At 71.8% G+C, this 15,273-nt stretch carries 18 protein-coding genes and 2 tRNA genes; 10 read left to right on the forward strand and 10 right to left on the reverse strand.

Annotation, left to right across the window (positions count from 1 at the left end):
- On the reverse strand, nucleotides 1-213 hold a 213-nt coding region (locus Psi01_RS08475), incomplete at its 3' end, for a hypothetical protein (protein WP_204063394.1).
- 360 nt (nucleotides 214-573) lie between these two features.
- Here Psi01_RS08475 and Psi01_RS08480 point away from each other — a divergent pair.
- On the forward strand, nucleotides 574-990 hold the full coding sequence (locus Psi01_RS08480; RefSeq protein ID WP_204063395.1) for a hypothetical protein: 417 nt from the start codon (nucleotides 574-576) through the stop codon (nucleotides 988-990).
- A 12-nt stretch (nucleotides 991-1,002) separates the two neighbouring features.
- Here the strand turns inward: Psi01_RS08480 and Psi01_RS08485 are convergent, their stop codons facing one another.
- The 8 genes from Psi01_RS08485 to Psi01_RS08520 all read right to left on the reverse strand — a co-directional run bounded on the left by Psi01_RS08485 (nucleotide 1,003) and on the right by Psi01_RS08520 (nucleotide 6,621).
- Nucleotides 1,003-2,019 (reverse strand): AraC family transcriptional regulator, encoded by a 1,017-nt coding sequence (locus tag Psi01_RS08485; protein WP_204063396.1) that lies wholly within the window; start codon nucleotides 2,017-2,019, stop codon nucleotides 1,003-1,005.
- A 262-nt stretch (nucleotides 2,020-2,281) separates the two neighbouring features.
- The gene (locus Psi01_RS08490) at nucleotides 2,282-2,932 is read right to left on the reverse strand and encodes a formylglycine-generating enzyme family protein (RefSeq protein WP_204063397.1); all 651 of its coding nucleotides are present in this window, start codon (nucleotides 2,930-2,932) and stop codon (nucleotides 2,282-2,284) included.
- A 132-nt stretch (nucleotides 2,933-3,064) separates the two neighbouring features.
- Complete coding sequence (locus tag Psi01_RS08495) at nucleotides 3,065-3,430, reverse strand: hypothetical protein (RefSeq protein ID WP_204063398.1); 366 nt, start codon at nucleotides 3,428-3,430, stop codon at nucleotides 3,065-3,067.
- A 164-nt stretch (nucleotides 3,431-3,594) separates the two neighbouring features.
- Nucleotides 3,595-3,996 (reverse strand): STAS domain-containing protein, encoded by a 402-nt coding sequence (locus Psi01_RS08500; RefSeq protein ID WP_204063399.1) that lies wholly within the window; start codon nucleotides 3,994-3,996, stop codon nucleotides 3,595-3,597.
- 89 nt (nucleotides 3,997-4,085) lie between these two features.
- Entirely contained in the window at nucleotides 4,086-4,454 is a 369-nt protein-coding gene (locus Psi01_RS08505) for a hypothetical protein (protein ID WP_204063400.1), read from the reverse strand.
- A gap of 114 nt (nucleotides 4,455-4,568) precedes the next feature.
- Complete coding sequence (locus tag Psi01_RS08510; protein WP_239127335.1) at nucleotides 4,569-4,976, reverse strand: YybH family protein; 408 nt, start codon at nucleotides 4,974-4,976, stop codon at nucleotides 4,569-4,571.
- A gap of 113 nt (nucleotides 4,977-5,089) precedes the next feature.
- Nucleotides 5,090-6,211, reverse strand: a complete 1,122-nt coding sequence (locus Psi01_RS08515) for a calcium:cation antiporter (protein WP_204063401.1) — start codon at nucleotides 6,209-6,211, stop codon at nucleotides 5,090-5,092.
- A 98-nt stretch (nucleotides 6,212-6,309) separates the two neighbouring features.
- Nucleotides 6,310-6,621, reverse strand: a complete 312-nt coding sequence (locus Psi01_RS08520; protein ID WP_204063402.1) for a hypothetical protein — start codon at nucleotides 6,619-6,621, stop codon at nucleotides 6,310-6,312.
- Between the two features lie 86 nt (nucleotides 6,622-6,707).
- Here Psi01_RS08520 and Psi01_RS08525 point away from each other — a divergent pair, with 86 nt between their 5' ends.
- Complete coding sequence (locus Psi01_RS08525; protein WP_204063403.1) at nucleotides 6,708-10,133, forward strand: ATP-binding protein; 3,426 nt, start codon at nucleotides 6,708-6,710, stop codon at nucleotides 10,131-10,133.
- A 22-nt stretch (nucleotides 10,134-10,155) separates the two neighbouring features.
- Here Psi01_RS08525 and Psi01_RS08530 read toward each other — a convergent pair whose 3' ends face one another.
- Nucleotides 10,156-10,791 carry a hemerythrin domain-containing protein gene (locus tag Psi01_RS08530; RefSeq protein WP_204063404.1) on the reverse strand — a complete coding sequence of 212 codons (636 nt, stop codon included), beginning with the start codon at nucleotides 10,789-10,791 and terminating at the stop codon, nucleotides 10,156-10,158.
- 197 nt (nucleotides 10,792-10,988) lie between these two features.
- Here Psi01_RS08530 and Psi01_RS08535 point away from each other — a divergent pair.
- From Psi01_RS08535 to Psi01_RS08570, 8 genes are all read left to right on the forward strand, one after another.
- Nucleotides 10,989-11,064, forward strand: a tRNA-Thr gene (locus tag Psi01_RS08535).
- A 198-nt stretch (nucleotides 11,065-11,262) separates the two neighbouring features.
- Nucleotides 11,263-11,336, forward strand: a tRNA-Met gene (locus tag Psi01_RS08540).
- A gap of 78 nt (nucleotides 11,337-11,414) precedes the next feature.
- On the forward strand, nucleotides 11,415-11,579 hold the full coding sequence (gene rpmG, locus Psi01_RS08545) for a 50S ribosomal protein L33 (protein WP_030921771.1): 165 nt from the start codon (nucleotides 11,415-11,417) through the stop codon (nucleotides 11,577-11,579).
- A 315-nt stretch (nucleotides 11,580-11,894) separates the two neighbouring features.
- Nucleotides 11,895-12,341 (forward strand): MaoC family dehydratase N-terminal domain-containing protein, encoded by a 447-nt coding sequence (locus Psi01_RS08550; RefSeq protein ID WP_204063405.1) that lies wholly within the window; start codon nucleotides 11,895-11,897, stop codon nucleotides 12,339-12,341.
- 1 nt (nucleotide 12,342) lies between these two features.
- Nucleotides 12,343-12,771: a MaoC family dehydratase gene (locus tag Psi01_RS08555; protein ID WP_204063406.1), complete on the forward strand. Its 429-nt coding sequence runs from the start codon at nucleotides 12,343-12,345 to the stop codon at nucleotides 12,769-12,771.
- A gap of 74 nt (nucleotides 12,772-12,845) precedes the next feature.
- On the forward strand, nucleotides 12,846-13,217 hold the full coding sequence (locus tag Psi01_RS08560; RefSeq protein WP_204063407.1) for a hypothetical protein: 372 nt from the start codon (nucleotides 12,846-12,848) through the stop codon (nucleotides 13,215-13,217).
- A gap of 63 nt (nucleotides 13,218-13,280) precedes the next feature.
- Nucleotides 13,281-14,321, forward strand: a complete 1,041-nt coding sequence (locus Psi01_RS08565; RefSeq protein ID WP_204063408.1) for a UDP-N-acetylmuramate dehydrogenase — start codon at nucleotides 13,281-13,283, stop codon at nucleotides 14,319-14,321.
- Between the two features lie 291 nt (nucleotides 14,322-14,612).
- Nucleotides 14,613-15,182 carry a TMEM165/GDT1 family protein gene (locus Psi01_RS08570; protein WP_204063409.1) on the forward strand — a complete coding sequence of 190 codons (570 nt, stop codon included), beginning with the start codon at nucleotides 14,613-14,615 and terminating at the stop codon, nucleotides 15,180-15,182.
- The last annotated feature ends 91 nt before the right edge of the window (nucleotides 15,183-15,273 follow it).

The following is a 15,273-nucleotide window of genomic DNA, read 5'->3' on the forward strand; positions in this document are numbered from 1 at the left end:
GCCTCCGCCGGTGCCCTGCTTCTGGAACAGGTCCAGGATGCCCTCGACGATGCTGGGGCCGACGGTGATGCCCAGACCGATGAGCGTGCTGACGAGTTCGGCCGGCACCATCTGACCCTGACCCGCCTGGTCCTGCGGGCCCTTGGAGGCGTACTCGGGGTAGGGATAGGGAGTGGTGGAATGTGCGTATCCCGGCAATGTCGTGTTTGTCATTTCCTTCTCCGGATCTTGGGAATCATCGACTCTCGGGGACCCGCCGTACATCCCGCAGTAAGCAAATGTCCAAACCGAAATAGAGTTCATTGACCTACTCTTCGGGCGACCATTACTGCGCTTGACTGCCACTGTAAACGTTGGAAATGTGGCCGGGCCGACATTTCTGGGCTTGCAAAAAGATCCTTCGGCCGGCCGTACGGCAAAGCGGATTTTCACTTAGCTTCACGGAGGTTTTTTGTCCGTGTACGACCCTGTGGTTCCGCGGGACATGGCTCGTCGCGCCTGGTGGGCGGCCGGGTTTTCCGGGCTTGTTCGGTCTCCCTGATCGATCATGCGGATGGCGGGTAGGTCACCCGGATGGCCGAGCATGTTCCTGATCAGAACGAGGAGTGGCAGGAACGGACTCAGCGTGCTCAAGAGCGCGGGCAGCGGCTCGATGAGCGGGTCGCGCAGGTGAGGCAGCGGATCAGAGAGCTGGCGGAGGCACGCGAGCAGTCCTCGCGCGGGACGGCGATGCCCGCTTCCACCTGGCAGCAGGCGCAGCAGGCGGCCGAGCAGGCCGAGCGGGCCGGTCAGGAGGCGGCGCAGGCCGAGGCCGAGGTTCGCGACGGTCACCGGCGTGCCGCCCAGGTGCATCGCGCGAATGCCGCGCTGCATGAGCGCGCGGCTCAGAAGGAGCTCGGGGATGAGTCCTGGCATCGGGAGCGGGCGGCGCAGGAGCGGCAGGAAGCACAGCAGAACGATCAGGACGCTCGCGGGGACGCTTCTCCGTAGCCACTGACTCGGTCAGCTGCGCAGAGTGTGGCTGGGCGAGCGGCCGTAGGCCCGGCGGTAGGCGGCGGCGAAGTCGCCCGGGTGGAAGAAGCCCCAGCGGGCGGCCACCGCGGTGACGGTGGTGCCGTCGCCCGGGACGGCGGCCAGCAGCTGCTCATGCGCGCGTTCCAGGCGCACACGGCGCAGATAGGCCCCGGGGGTGGTGCCGGCGTGACGGCGGAAGGCCAGTTGTACGGCGCGCGCGGTCACCGAGGCGGCGCGGGCGATGTCGGCGGTGCCGATGTCGAGGCCGGCGTTGGCGTCGATGAAGGTGACGGCCCGGGACAGGGTGGTGGGGGTGGCGTCGAGGCGGTCCAGGTGGTGCGGCTCGCTGTTCCAGGTGCTGGGGAAGGCGGTCAGCAGGCCGGCGGCCAGCAGCCGGGCGGTGGCCCCGGCCAGCAGCGGCTGGGCCATGGTCCGGGGGCTCGCCCGCAGGTTGCCGATGACGTAGTCGACGGTCCACAGCCAGCAGCGGGCAACGGCCGGACCGGCGGGGCGCAGGGAGGCGAAGCGCAACGGCGGCAGGGGATCGTCCGGCCGGTTGCGGGCGACCTCGGCGGCCGCCTGCGGCGACACCATGACGGCGGTGGACCGGATGGACGCCAGCTGCGTGTGGTAAGGCCGGCCGGGCTGGGCGTGGACGGCGAAGCCGCCGGGACCGAGACGGTCGTCGAGGTCGAGGGCGGTGCGCAGCCCCCGGTGCACCTGCACGACGATGAGCATGGGAAAGGGGTCGGCACGATACTCGGTGGTCGCGGTGTGGTCGATGGTGTTGAGATAGAACGGCCCCGGCCCGAGCCGGGTGTGGCGGAACCGGTAGTTCTCGCGGGTTTCGCTGATCTTCACGGGGGCGCCGTAGGCGGCGGCCAGGAACGCCGCGGTGCATTCGGGATCGGCGCTGTCGAACTCGATCCGGAGCCGGTGCGGCTCCTGCGCGGGCATCCGGGCGGGAGGCACGGCGCCGGTCTCCTCCACCTGACCGGTGCTCATGAGCACGACGTCCGGGCGGATGGCGGCGTCACGCCGAAGGCGCGGGCGTACGGGGCCCGACGCCGGCGTGGATGGGCGGTCGCACCCGGCATGGCGGCTCCCCGCGTTCGGCGCGCCCCGATGGCGGCGGGACGAGCGCCGCACCCGCCGGGCGAGGCTGCTTCTCAGCCTGGCACGCCATGCCGGAACGCGAAAGGCCGCCCGCGTGGCATCGGCCGCGGCTCACAGCGACCGGCCGCGGCTCACGGCGACCGGCCGCGGCTCACGGCGACCGGGCGACGCGGAACCCGAGGTCGTCGATGCGGAGCGTCGGGTGGCTCTTGCGGCGGCACGACGCCCGGCACCCCCGGGGGAGGTCGTGCGCGCCACCGCCGCGGAACACGCGGTACGGGCCGTAGACGCCGGGGTCGTAGAGATCCCAGCACCACTCCCACACGTTGCCGATCATGTCGTGGAGGCCCCAGGCGTTCGGCGCCCTGGTCGCGACGTCGTGCACCACGCCGCCGGAGTTGCCGCGGTGCCAGGCGATCTCGTCCAGCTCGCCGTACCGGACGCCGTGGGTTCCGGCCCGGCAGGCGTACTCCCACTCCGCCTCGGACGGGAGGCGGTAGCCGTCGGCCCCCCGGTCGAAGGTCACGTCCTGCCCGTCGGGGTCGTCGCCCGCCGAGTAGCAGGGGGTGAGCCCCTCGGCCCGCGAGAGCAGGTTGCAGAACAGGACCGCGTCCTTCCACGAGACGTCGGTCACCGGCGTCCGCGGCCTCGCCGGGTCCGGGGACGCCTCGTCCCGGACGGCGTGGTACAGCTCGCGGGTCACGGGGTACGGCGCCAGCCGGAAGGCGCCGACCTCGACCGTCCAGCCGGTCTTCGTGCCCTCGTCGTGCAGGAGGATCCTTCCCGGCGGAATCTCGATCATGCTGTCCGCGATCGCGTGCCGGGACGTCTGAGGGGGCGGGGGTTGAGGGCTCATCGCAGGCTCAACCTACCCGGTCGCTCCTCTCGGTGACATGCGGATATGCCGGGGCGGCCGGACTCGCGGCAGGGCCGGTCACCCGGCGGCCGGGGTGCCGGTGCCGCAGGAGCCGTCCTCCTCCCCGGGGACGTCCGGCACGGACTCGGCCCGCCCGCGCCATTCGGCCGCCCTCCGGCGGCAGCGCCGGGCCTCCATGCGGTACAGGACCTTGCTGCGGGGGTTGTCGCTGTCGAGCTTGTCGTAGCGCAGAGCCAGGCGCTCCAGGGCGTCGGCGGTGGCCAGGTAGGCCCGCCGGATGTTCTGCCTGGCCTGCTGCAGGTAGGCGACGGCCTCGGCCGTGTATCTCCGGCTCTCCTGGAGGCGGGGGCGGCTCGACGGGGGATGGGGCAGGGCGTGCCGGTGTGTCCGGTGCGGGAGTTCCCCGTCGTGCGGGGGGTCCATGCTCACCTCCTTCGAACTTGCGAAGAGCCCGAGGGCTCGCGCTGTCCTTCCTTTTTCTCCCGGCGCGCGGGACGTGCGGGTCGTACGCCTGCCGGGAGGAGGAGGCTCACGCGGAAAGCCGTGACCGGGAGAAAGACGTGACCGGGAGAAGGGCGGGGCCGATGTCACGCCGACGGGCTGAGCAGCCCGTCGCCCGAGCCGGACACCGCGCGCAGGGCCGAGATCGGATCGGAGCGCACCTCGAAGATGCTCCGCAGTCCCGTCAGCTCCAGGAGCTGCTCCAGGTGCCGGCGGACACCGGACAGCACCAGCCGGACGCCGTGGGCCTCGCTGCTCCGATGGGCGTCCACCAGCTCGCCCAGCCCGGTGGAGTCGCAGAAGACCAGTTCGGACAGGTCCATGATGAGGGCCGAGACCTCCGGCAGGACCCGGGCGCGTTCCAGATGGGCGCGTAGCAGCGACACCGTGGCGAGATCGAGTTCTCCGGCGACACGGACGACGACGGCGTCGTTGTACAGAGCGGTCGTGACGGTGAGCGCCGGACCGCGCTCTGGTGTCCGCATCATGACTTGTGCTCCCTCGCGCCTGCGGGGGCAGGGCAGGCACTCGCTGTCTTACCAGGAAATACCTTGCCATGTACGGCAATAGATAACCTTCATCTTCCCCGTGATCCGTCGAGACGGTCGTCTTCCCAGGCTCCGTCCAGGAACGGCGGTCCGGTGGCGATGTAGACCATGGCGGCCTCGGGCTCGAACACCGCCTGGTAGCCGGCGTTGGTCAGCACGCTCATCACGGCCAGGTGCACCGCGGCGCGGATGCCGGGGTAGCGGCCGGACATCCCTTCGGCGTCGGTGGGATCCCACACCACGACCACCCCGAGGTCGGCGTCGGAGCGTAACCGCACGCTGTAGGGGTCGTCTTCGGAGGTGCGGGAGTTGATGAATCCGGCGTCGGTCAGCAGGGCGCGTACGCGCGCCTTCAGGCGGGCGATGTCGTCGTGGCCGGCAGGGTCAGGGGCGTCCACGCCTTTCACCGTAGCGGAGGCGCCCGGCTTCCACGGCCGTACCTGTGGATGGGACAGGACCGAAGAGTGAGGGAAGCCGGCCGGCGCCGGATGACGGGCGCCGGCCGGCCCGGTTCACGCGGTGCCGTACGGGTTGTCGATGACGTATCTCCACAGGCCGTCCTGGCCGCGCCGGGCGACGTCGGCGGCGGTCCCCTCGAAGCGGACGTCGGAGCCGTCGCGCGCGGTGCCGCGGATGGACCAGTCGACGATCAGTAGGGCGATGTCGTCGGCGACGTAGACGTGCCGGGGCCGTGACTCGATCGGCACGCCCAGGCCGACCAGGTGCGCGATGGCCCCGGTCCGCGCCGGGCCGGTGAGCGGGTGGCCGGGACGCGGGACGACGAGGCCGTTCTCCTCGTACGTCTGGTCGACGGCGGCCGGATCGCCGGCGTTGAACGCGTCGACGAAGACGGAGTGGTGGAGGGCGGGGTCCTCGGTGAGATGCACGCGAGGCCGTACGGGGTCATGATTACTCATCATGACTTATGCATCATAACACGAATTTAGTTGGAATTTCCAGTTTTGTTGTCTTGTACGGCTGCGCATCCGCGGCCGTACCCGCGAGAAACAATGGCGGATAATTCTTTTCCGTCTTACGGGCTGACGGCCAGGAAGAGGAAACAGGCGAGCAGGACCAGATGCACGCCGCCTTGCAGGAGCGTCGCGCGTCCCGGGACGACGGTGAGGGTCGTCACCGCGACCGTGATGGCCAGGAGCACCATGTGGACGGCGCCCAGGCCGAGCAGCAGCGGCCCGTCGAGCCATATCGACGCCACGGCGATCGTCGGGATGGTCAGCCCGATGCTGGCCATGGCCGAGCCCAGCGCGAGGTTGAGGCTGGTCTGGATCCGGTCCCGCCGGGCGGCCCTGACGGCGGCGATGGTCTCCGGCAGCAGCACCAGCAGCGCGATCACGACGCCCACGACCGCCTGCGGCATCCCGGCGGAGGCGACGGCCGCCTCGATCGCCGGGGACTCGATCTTCGCCAGCCCGACGACGGCCACGAGCGCCACCAGCAGCAGGCCCAGGCTCGCCAGGGTCCTGCGCCCCGACGGCGGAGCGGCGTGCTCGTCGGCGTCGATGACGGCGCCCTCGGAGGTGACGGGGAGGAAATAGTCGCGGTGCCGGATGGTCTGGGTGACGACGAAGAGCCCGTACAGCGTGATCGAGGCCACCGCGGCGAAGGCGAGCTGGGCGGGGGAGAAGGCCGGTCCCGGCGTGCTCGTGGTGAAGGTCGGCAGCACCAGGCTCACCGTCGCCAATGTCGCCACCGTGGCGAGCGCGCCGCCCGTGCCCTCGGCGTTGAACACCGCCACCCGCCGCCGCAACGCTCCGACCAGCAGCGCCAGGCCCACGATGCCGTTACATGTGATCATCACCGCGGCGAAGACGGTGTCCCTGGCCAGCGAGGCCGTCTCCGGGCCGCCGGACAGCATCAGGCTGACGATCAGCGCGACCTCGATGATCGTCACCGCCACCGCGAGGACGAGGGAGCCGAACGGCTCGCCCACCCGGTGGGCGACCACCTCGGCGTGGTGGACGGCCGCCAGCACCGCGCCCGCCAGGAACACGGCCGCGATGATCACTCCCGCCGTCGGCAGGTCGCGTCCCCACGACAGGACCAGCACCACGGTCGCGAGCAGCGGGACGAGGACGGTCCAGTGGGCGGCGGGTGAGCGGATCAGGTCTCTGACGCCGGAGAGTGGGCGGGCCATGCCTCCAATGCTGCCTCACCGCCCCTGCCCAGCCGGGAAGCGGCCCTCAACGGGGACTCCCAGCGGGACCCCTCAGAGGCGGCCCTCGGCGGCGGCCCTCACCGGTCGAGCGCGGTCCACAGGGTGGTGAACTCCTCGGCGGTCAGCGGGTTCAGCCCGAAGTCGTGCGGATAGAGCGGGCCCTCGGCCAGGAAACCGTGCTCGTCCTCCAGATGGCGCCAGGAGTATCTCCGGGCCAGGCCGTCGGAGCCGAGCTCGGCGTGCCTGACCGGCCAGTACTCGCCGCCGTCGTCCACGACCGTCTCGAACAGCCAGATGCGGCCGTCGCCGTCCACGCCGTGCCAGTACAGGTGCGGCCGGTCGCTCTCGTCGAGCGTCCGGATCATGTATCTGCGCTGGTCCTGCAGCATCTTCCATCCCATCTGCCGAAAACGCCGTAAATCCGCCGGTCTTCGCGGTCCGGACAGCTTCACCGGGTCCTTAGTCTGGCCTGGTCATGTTGCGCGTACTCGGTCCTCTGCAGGCGGAGATCGACGGCCGCGCGGTGGACCTGGGCACCTCCCGGCAGCGGGCCGTGATCGCCAGGCTGGTCGCCGCGGGCGGGCACGTCGTCTCCACCGATCGTTTCATCGACGACCTGTGGCGGGGGCAGCCGCCGCCCAAGGCGCTGGCCGCCCTCCAGGTCTACGTGTCGAACCTGAGACGGGTGCTCGAACCCGCACGGGCGCCGCGCACCCCTGCGACCATACTGGTCAGCGCCGCCCCCGGATACCGCCTGCGCCTGGACCCGGAGCAGGTGGACGCCTGGTCGTTCCCCGCGCTGACCGACTCCGCCGCCGCCGCGCTGGCCGCGGGTGACGGGGAACGGGCGCTGGAGCTGGCCGACCGGGCGCTCGGGCTGTGGCAGGGGGCCGCCTACGCGGAGTTCGCCGACGAGGAATGGGCCGAGCCGGAGGCGGCGCGGCTGGAGGAGCTGCGGCTCGTCGCGGTGGAGCACCGGGCCGAGGCGCTGCTGGCGCTCGGGCGCAACGCCGGGATCGAGCTCGAACGGCACGTGCGCGCCCACCCCCTCAGGGAGAACGCCGTCCGGCTGCTCGCCCTGGCCCACTACCGCGCCGGACGGCAGGCCGACGCGCTGGCCGCCATCAGGCGGGCCCGCGACGTGCTCGCCGAGGAGCTGGGAGTCGACCCCGGACCCGGCCTGCGCGCGCTGGAGGCCGACATCCTCGCGCACGCCGAGTCGCTGCGCCGGGAGCCGCCGCCGGCGTCCGCCCGCCCGCCGGTCCGGTTGCGGGCGGCCGGGCCCGTCCCGGACGGCCACGACCCCGGAGACGGTCACGCCCGCGGTGACGGCGCCCGCGACGACGATGGCGCCAGTGACAACGGTGACGTCCGCGATGACGGCGCCCGCGAGGACGGCCGCGCCTCCGAGCAGACCGGCGGGCTCGTTGGCCGTACGGCGGAGCTGGCCGCGCTGCACGCCGTGGCCGATTCGCCGGGGCTGCACACCGTCTGGCTGGGCGGGGAGGCGGGCGCGGGCAAAAGCGTGCTGGCCGAGACGTTCTCCCGGAGGCTGGCGGCGCGGGGATGGCTGACCGCGACGGGGCAGTGCCCGGAGACCGACGGCGGGGCGCCGCCCGCGTGGGCGTGGAGCGAGGTGGTGCGCGCCCTGGCCGCGGTGTGCCCCCCGCCGGGCGACGTGGCGGTGCGGCTGGCGCCGCTGCTGGCCGACGACGCCCCGGCCGCGGGTCAGTTCCTGCTGGCCAGGGCGGTGGAGGACTATCTGGCCGGAGCCGTACGGGACGGCGTGCGGCTGCTGGTCGTGCTGGAGGACGTGCACCGCGCCGACGGGGAGACGCTCCAGCTCCTGCGCCACCTGGTGGTACGGCTCGCGGCGCGGGACATCACGGTGGTGGCGACCTACCGCCCCGCGGAGGCCGGCGACCACCTCGGCGCCACCTGGGCGGCCCTGGCGGGCCGGGACACCCACCGGGTCGACCTCGGCGGGCTCGGCGGCGGCGACGTGGCCCTGCTGCTGAGGCGGCGCTCCGGGATCGAGGTGGACGCGATGACCGCCCGCGCGGTGGCGGAGCGGACCGGGGGCAACCCGCTGTTCGTCTCCGAGACCGCGCGGTTGATCAGCACGGACGGCGCCTCCGCGGCCAGAGCGCTCCCTCCCGGGGTGCGCGACCTGATCAGACGGAGGATCGCCCGGCTGCCCGCAACCGCCAGGACCGTGCTGCGGGACGCGGCGATCGTCGGCCGCGACGTGGACGTGGACGTGCTGCTCGCGATGGAGGGGGCCGACGAGGACACGGTGCTCGAAGGGCTGGAGGCCGGCGTGCTGACCGGCCTGCTCACCGAGCCGGCGCCGGGCCGGGTGCGCTTCGCCCACGTGCTCGTGCGCGAGACCCTCTACGAGGACACCCCGGGCATCCGCCGTACCCGCCTGCACGGCAGGGTGCTCGCCGCGCTGGAACGGGCCCGGCCGGGGGAGGTCTCCGCGCTCGGGCACCACGCGCTCGCGGCGGCCACCCCCGGCGCGGCGGAGCGCGCGCTGCCGTACATCGTGGCGGCCGCCTCGGCGGCGGCGGGCCTGCACGCCTACCGGGAGGCGGGGACGCTGTACTGCGGTGCGCTCGGCCTCGTCGGCGACGACGACCGCCTGCGGCTCGACCTGCTGTGCGGGCTGGTGGGCGTCCAGGCGCAGGAGGGCAACGTCATGGCGGCCAGGGAGAACCGGGAGCGGGCCATCGAGGTGGCGCGGCGCCTGGGATCCGGGCTGGTGCGGGCCCTGACCTCCTACGACGCCCCGGTGACCTGGTCGATCCAGCCGAACCGGAAGGTCGACGAGCCGTTCGTCGCCGCGCTGGAGGAGGCGCTGGCCGCGCCGGGGCGGGACGGTGAGGCGTCGCGGGACACGCCGGACCCGGCCGGGCCGGACGACGAGGCGCGCTGCCGGCTGCTGGCCACGCTCGTCTTCGAGCTGGAGGGACACGACGACGAGCGGTGCGAGCGCTACAGCGCCGAGTCCCTGCGGCTGGCCCGCGCGCTGGGCCGTACCGAACTCCTCTGCCTGGCCCTCAACGCCCGCTACTTCCTGCTGCTGACCCCGGGCCGGCGCGACGAGCTGGAGGCGGTGGGCCGGGAGCTGGTGGAGCTCGGCGAGCGCGCGGGGCTGCCGGGGTACGCGATGCAGGGCCACCACGCCCTGTTCATGGTGAGCCTGGGCCGGGGCGACCTGACCGCGGCCCGGCACCACGCCGACCGGGCGCTGGAGTACTCCACCGGTGGGCAGCTCGGCCTCGCGCTGGCCGTACTGGCGCTGCTCGACACCCTGGTCCTGCTGATCAGAGGGGAGTTCGAGCGCGCGGAGAGCTCCTACACGGCCACCTCCGAGATCATGGCCGCGGCCGGGGGAGCCAACGCGCCCGGCATCGGCGTCGTCGGCCGGTTCGTGACCAGGCTGGCCGCGGGCTCGCCCCAGGACCTCGACGAGATAGCGGCCGTCTACGAGCTCATCCCGCAGGACACCTCCGAGATCCTGGTCCGGGCGCTGGTGGCCGAGGGACGCCACGAGGAGGCGCGCTCCTTCTGGGAGCCGGACTGGGAGCACCGCCAGGACTACTACTGGCTGGTACGGCTGGCGCTGCGGGCGGAGAACGCGGTGGCCCTCGGGGACCGGGAGGTGGCCGAGCGGTGCTACCGGGAGCTGCTGCCCTGGGACGGGGAACTGGCCGGCCTGCAGTCCGGGTCGATCACCATCGGGCCGGTCGCCCACGTTCTCGGCGATCTCGCCGAGTTCCTCGGCCGGGACGGCGCGGCCCACTACGCGAAGGCGGCGCGGGTCGCCGAGGCGATCGGCTCCCCGCACTGGGCGCGCAGGGCCGAGGCCGCGCTCAGGCGGCCGGGGCTGAGGTAGCAGGGGCTCGGGCGGCCGGGGCTCAGGCGGCCTGGCCGAAGACGAGCCGCTGACGGCGCCGGTAGCCGCCGCGCAGCAGCGCCAGCATGACGGTCAGCACCGGGCCGGCCATCCGGCGCAGCCGGGCGAGCTCGTCCGGCCTGGCGTAGCGCTCGATCCTGGGCAGGTCGAACTTGATGTTGCCGCCCTTGCGGACCGCGTTCTCGACCGTCTCCCAGTCGGCCACGGACACATACTCGGTGATGATCGGGAAGATGAGCCGCTCCTCCTCCTCGATGTGCTCGTCGAGCATGTCGGCGAGCCGGGTCAGCGCGGGGGCGAGCGCCGAGGCGTCCCGGGTGGCGGCGAAGCGGGCCGCCTGCGCGGTGATCTCCTCCAGCAGCGGGTCCAGCTCGGAGTGGTCGTCGCTCAGGTCGCGCAGGTCCACCTCGGCGCCGGCGGAACGTTCGATGACCGGCCAGAGCATCTCGTCCTCCATCGTGTGATGGTGGTGGATGCTGGCGCACAGCAGCGCGACGTCCTCGGAGATCGCGGCGGCGCGGGCGGCGTCGGCGGTCTGCCGGCCGGCGGCCAGGTCCGTCGCCAGGACGGCCATGCGGCGGGTGTCGCCCCGCATGGCGCGGTGCGCGATCGTGAATCCCAGCAGGTCGGGGGTCATGTCAAGGTCCTTCTCACGTCGTTGCGGGTGGTGCTCCGCAACGATGCGACGGCCCGTTTGGAACCTACTTGGTGAGGACTTGCGATCCTCTCGGAGCCCGATCACGGGGGCCGGGTCGCGGAGGATCCGATTTCGCATCGTGCGCTCAGGACGTGTATGGTTACACCTGTCCGCAACGCGAGAGCGGCAGCGGACAGGCCCCTATAGCTCAGTCGGCAGAGCGTCTCCATGGTAAGGAGAAGGTCAACGGTTCGATTCCGTTTGGGGGCTCCACAGCCTCAATGCCCTGGCCATCTGGTCGGGGCATTCGGCTTGGGTGGGTCGGACCACCCGTGAAATGCTCAAGGTTCCCGGCACACGGACGGGCACAATGGGGGGAAATCCCCATGGAATTGTCCTGACGTGCGCAAGTGCGCAGGCGCTCTGCGAGTCGGGTATCCTTGCGGTGGCCGGTCGATTTCGCCGGCCCCAGGCGGAGTAGCTCAGTCAGGCAGAGCAAACGGCTCATAATCGTTGTGTCGCCGGTTCAAGTCCGGCCTCCGCTACTACCCTCCCGGGCCCCAGCCACAAGCGGGGCCCCGGCATGGGTTGTCCCAGTCCCGAACGTAGAAAGGCACTCCCAAGTGGCTGCCACCGACGTTAGGCCGAAGATCACGCTGGCCTGCCAGGAGTGCAAGCACCGCAACTACATCACGCGGAAGAACCGGCGTAACGACCCGGACCGGCTTGAGCTCAAGAAGTACTGCCCGAACTGCAAGACGCACCAGGCGCACCGCGAGACCCGCTAAGTCTCTGCGAAGCCCTCCCCCCTCGGGGCGGAGGATGAGAACTTCTGTAGCGCTCAGATACCCGACGCAGACCGGCGTTCCCCCCAAGGGCGCCGGTCTGTCGCGTTCCCGCCGGATTTTCCCGCCTCGCCGGGGCCGCTTTCTTGATCGGTTGTCGCATCCGCACAGCTTTCCGCGCTGGGTGTTGACCGTGCTCGACAGCCGGCCGCGGCGCGTGCCGGGCTACGGTTTCCTGGTGGCCGATCGGGGCTCGACCTCCCGAATCTTGTTCTGTTACTGTCGGCCTCACCAGCTCGGATTCCGTAAAGGAGCACGATGGCTCTGAACCGTGATTTCGTCGGGCGGGCGTCCGCGCCTTCCGCGCCCTACGAGGTCAGCCGTGTGAAGATCAGAGAGTTCGCGACGGCGATCGGCGACAGCAATCCGATCTACCACGACAGGGAGGCCGCGCAGGCGGCCGGTCATCCCGATGTCGTCGCCCCGCCCACCTTCCCGATCGTGTTCAGCCTGTCCGGCGGGGCGATCCTGGCCGACCCCGAGCTCGGCCTGAACTTCGCGATGGTGGTCCACGGCGAGCAGCGCTTCGAGTACCGCAGGCCCATCCACGCCGGTGACGAGCTGGTCAGCGTCTCCACCGTGACCGACATCCGCAGCGTCGGGCGCAACGAGTTCATCACCGTCAGGAGCGACGTCGCGACCGTCGAGGGCGAGCTCGTCTGCACGACCTACAACACCATCGTCGAGCGTGGAGGGGCGGGCTGACATGGCCGCGACGGTCAAGTACGACGAGGTCGAGATCGGCCAGGAGATCCCGGCCGTGGACTATCCGGTCCGCCGGATCAACCTGGTGATGTACGCCGGGGCGTCGGGCGACTTCAACCCCATCCACTGGAACGAGCGCTTCGCCAAGACCGTCGGCCTGCCCGACGTCATCGCCCACGGCATGTTCACCATGGCCCAGGGCGGCCGGTTCGTCACGGACTGGGCGGGCGACCCCGGGGCGGTCGTCGACTACGGGGTGCGGTTCTCGTCCATGGTGGTCGTCCCCGACGACGACCAGGGCACCGTGATCACGGTCAGCGGCGTCATCGAGGAGAAGCTCGAGGACAAGCGCGTGGTGGTCGCTCTGACGGCCAAGTGCGACGGCTCCCGGGTGCTGTCCAAGGCGCGCGCGGTGGTCCAGCTCGCCTGAGGCGGGGTCCGGGGCGGCGCGGGGCCGGGATGGGGCCGGAGAATCTTCTCCCGGTGCGTGGGTAGCGTCAGGAAATGAGCGAAACACCACGTCACGTGACCGAGCGGGCCGAGGAGAGGACCGGTGATCGGCTCGACGGCCGGCCCGAGGACGCCTCCACCGCCGCCGAGGCCGCCACTCCGGGCGGCTCTCCCCACGCCATCCCCCAGCCCGAGGCCAAGCAGGTCGCCGACGAGGAGGCGGCCCCCGAGCAGGTGCCCGAGGGCTCCGAGCTCGTCGGCCGGGGCGGTGACAACGAGCTGGAGGGCAACCCCCAGCGGGTGGCCGCCTCCCAGCGCTACTGGGACGGGGCCACCGGGACGTCGCGGATCGACGAGGCCATGCCCCGCGGTCAGGACGAGGACCCCGCCGGATCGGGCGAACGCACCGGCGGGACGGAACTGTGACCTGACTCCCCGGGCCGCGTAGGGTGGTCGGCGGATTTCGCATTGACCCCCGAGGGACGTGGCATGGCAGAACGGTTGGCAAGGGTACGGCTGGCGCCGTACACGACGCTGGGGCTGGGCGGGCCGGCGCGGGCGTTCGTGGAGGCCGGGTCGGCCGAGGAGATCGTCGAGCTGGTCGCGGAGGCCGACCGGGCGGGCGAGCCGGTTCTCGTGCTCGGCGGCGGCAGCAACCTGGTCGTCTCGGACGACGGGTTCGACGGGCTGGTCGTGCGGGTCGCGTCACGGGGTGTCGAGGTCGACGGCGACCGGGTCACCGCCCAGGCCGGCGAGGACTGGGACGCGCTGGTCGCCCGGGCCGTGGCGGAGGGGCGGTCGGGCGTCGAGTGCCTGTCCGGGATCCCCGGAATGGTCGGCTCCACGCCGATCCAGAACGTCGGGGCCTACGGGCAGGACGTCTCGCAGACGATCACCGGGGTGCGGGTCTACGACCGGGTCTCCGGGCGGGTGTGCGACCTGCCGGCGGCCGAGTGCGGGTTCGCCTACCGGCACAGCGTCTTCAAGGAGGACCCCGGCCGGTACGTCGTCCTGGCGGTCACCTACGCGCTGCCCGGGGACGGGCTGTCCGGCCCCGTCGCCTACAAGGAGCTGGCCGTACGGCTGGGCGTCGGGATAGGCACGCGGGTGCCGCTCGCCGAGGCCCGGCAGGCGGTCCTGGAGCTGCGCGCGGGCAAGGGCATGGTCCTGGACGCCGCTGACCCGGACAGCCGCAGTGCGGGGTCGTTCTTCACCAACCCGATCCTCACCGCCGTCCAGGTGGCCGAGCTGGAGCTGCGCGCCCCCGGCTTCCCCCGCTGGGACATGCCCGGCGGGGACGGGGTGAAGGTCCCGGCCGCCTGGCTGATCGAGAACGCCGGGTTCCCCAAGGGCTACCGGCGCGGCCCGGCCCGGATCTCCACCAAGCACACCCTCGCCATGACGAACCCGGAGCTGTCGGCGACCACGGAGGAACTCCTCGACCTGGCCCGCGAGGTCCGCGACGGGGTGCACGAGAAGTTCGGCGTCACCCTGGTCAACGAACCCGTCCTGGTCGGCACCCGGCTGTAGCGTCCGGCCCCGGGGAGGGAATGAGCGGCTCCCCGCGGGTGTTATGGTCGGGTGGAAACACCCGAAGGGGAGTAGTCCCAATCGCGTGATCGACACACTGGCGCCCTGGGCGCCCGGTCACGCGGGCCTCGTTCCCGGTGAGACGCGCGGTTGCGCGCCCTCCCGCGGACAGGCGGACGAGACCTTCGGCCTGGCAGGCATATGACATCAATGCCACCGGGCCGAAGCGTGCCCGGAAACTCCCCGGGTCCCCCTTCCGGCCCGGTCGCATGCGCATGAAGGGCGATCGCGTTGGAAGCGTTCTGGATCAGTCTCGCTGTGATCTTCGTGGCCGAGCTCGGCGACAAGAGCCAGCTCATGGCGATGACGTTCGCCACCCGGTTCAAGCCGTGGCCGGTGCTGGCCGGGATCACCCTGGCCACGGCGGTGGTCCACCTCGTCAGCGTCGGCCTCGGCGGCCTGGTGGGGGACTTCCTGCCCACCACCGCCATCTCGATCATCGCGGGCCTGGCGTTCCTCGGTTTCGCGTTCTGGACGCTGCGCGGCGACGAGCTGACCGACGACGAGGCGCAGAAGGCGAAGCGCACCACCCGTTCGGCGATCATCGCGGTGACCGTGGCCTTCTTCCTCGCCGAGCTCGGCGACAAGACCATGCTGGCCACCATCACCCTGGCCACTCAGCACGGCTGGTTCGGCACCTGGATCGGCTCGACGGTCGGCATGGTCGCCGCCGACGCCCTCGCCATCGCGGTCGGCCGCATGCTGGGCAAGAACCTGCCCGAGAAGGCCATCCGCTACGGCGCCGCCGCCGCCTTCGCGACCTTCGGTGTCCTCCTGCTGCTGGAGCCGGTCCTCGCCTGATCCGGCCTGCTCGCCTGCCGCCTGCCCGCCAGGCGGCAGGCGGCAGGCGAGGCACTCGGTGTGGCCGGTCATGGGATCCTTCACCCTCCAG

It is taken from the genome of Paraplanobispora siamensis (assembly GCF_016863175.1).
GTDB lineage: Bacteria > Actinomycetota > Actinomycetes > Streptosporangiales > Streptosporangiaceae > Planobispora > Planobispora siamensis.

Coding starts and splice junctions, on each gene's coding strand:
- Psi01_RS08480 (WP_204063395.1), top strand. CDS start 574: ATGGCCGAGCATGTTCCTGATCAGAACGAGGAGTGGCAGGAACGGACT.
- Psi01_RS08485 (WP_204063396.1), bottom strand. CDS start 2,019: ATGAGCACCGGTCAGGTGGAGGAGACCGGCGCCGTGCCTCCCGCCCGG.
- Psi01_RS08490 (WP_204063397.1), bottom strand. CDS start 2,932: ATGATCGAGATTCCGCCGGGAAGGATCCTCCTGCACGACGAGGGCACG.
- Psi01_RS08495 (WP_204063398.1), bottom strand. CDS start 3,430: ATGGACCCCCCGCACGACGGGGAACTCCCGCACCGGACACACCGGCAC.
- Psi01_RS08500 (WP_204063399.1), bottom strand. CDS start 3,996: ATGATGCGGACACCAGAGCGCGGTCCGGCGCTCACCGTCACGACCGCT.
- Psi01_RS08510 (WP_239127335.1), bottom strand. CDS start 4,976: ATGATGAGTAATCATGACCCCGTACGGCCTCGCGTGCATCTCACCGAG.
- Psi01_RS08515 (WP_204063401.1), bottom strand. CDS start 6,211: ATGGCCCGCCCACTCTCCGGCGTCAGAGACCTGATCCGCTCACCCGCC.
- Psi01_RS08520 (WP_204063402.1), bottom strand. CDS start 6,621: ATGCTGCAGGACCAGCGCAGATACATGATCCGGACGCTCGACGAGAGC.
- Psi01_RS08525 (WP_204063403.1), top strand. CDS start 6,708: ATGTTGCGCGTACTCGGTCCTCTGCAGGCGGAGATCGACGGCCGCGCG.
- Psi01_RS08530 (WP_204063404.1), bottom strand. CDS start 10,791: ATGACCCCCGACCTGCTGGGATTCACGATCGCGCACCGCGCCATGCGG.
- Psi01_RS08550 (WP_204063405.1), top strand. CDS start 11,895: ATGGCTCTGAACCGTGATTTCGTCGGGCGGGCGTCCGCGCCTTCCGCG.
- Psi01_RS08555 (WP_204063406.1), top strand. CDS start 12,343: ATGGCCGCGACGGTCAAGTACGACGAGGTCGAGATCGGCCAGGAGATC.
- Psi01_RS08560 (WP_204063407.1), top strand. CDS start 12,846: ATGAGCGAAACACCACGTCACGTGACCGAGCGGGCCGAGGAGAGGACC.
- Psi01_RS08565 (WP_204063408.1), top strand. CDS start 13,281: ATGGCAGAACGGTTGGCAAGGGTACGGCTGGCGCCGTACACGACGCTG.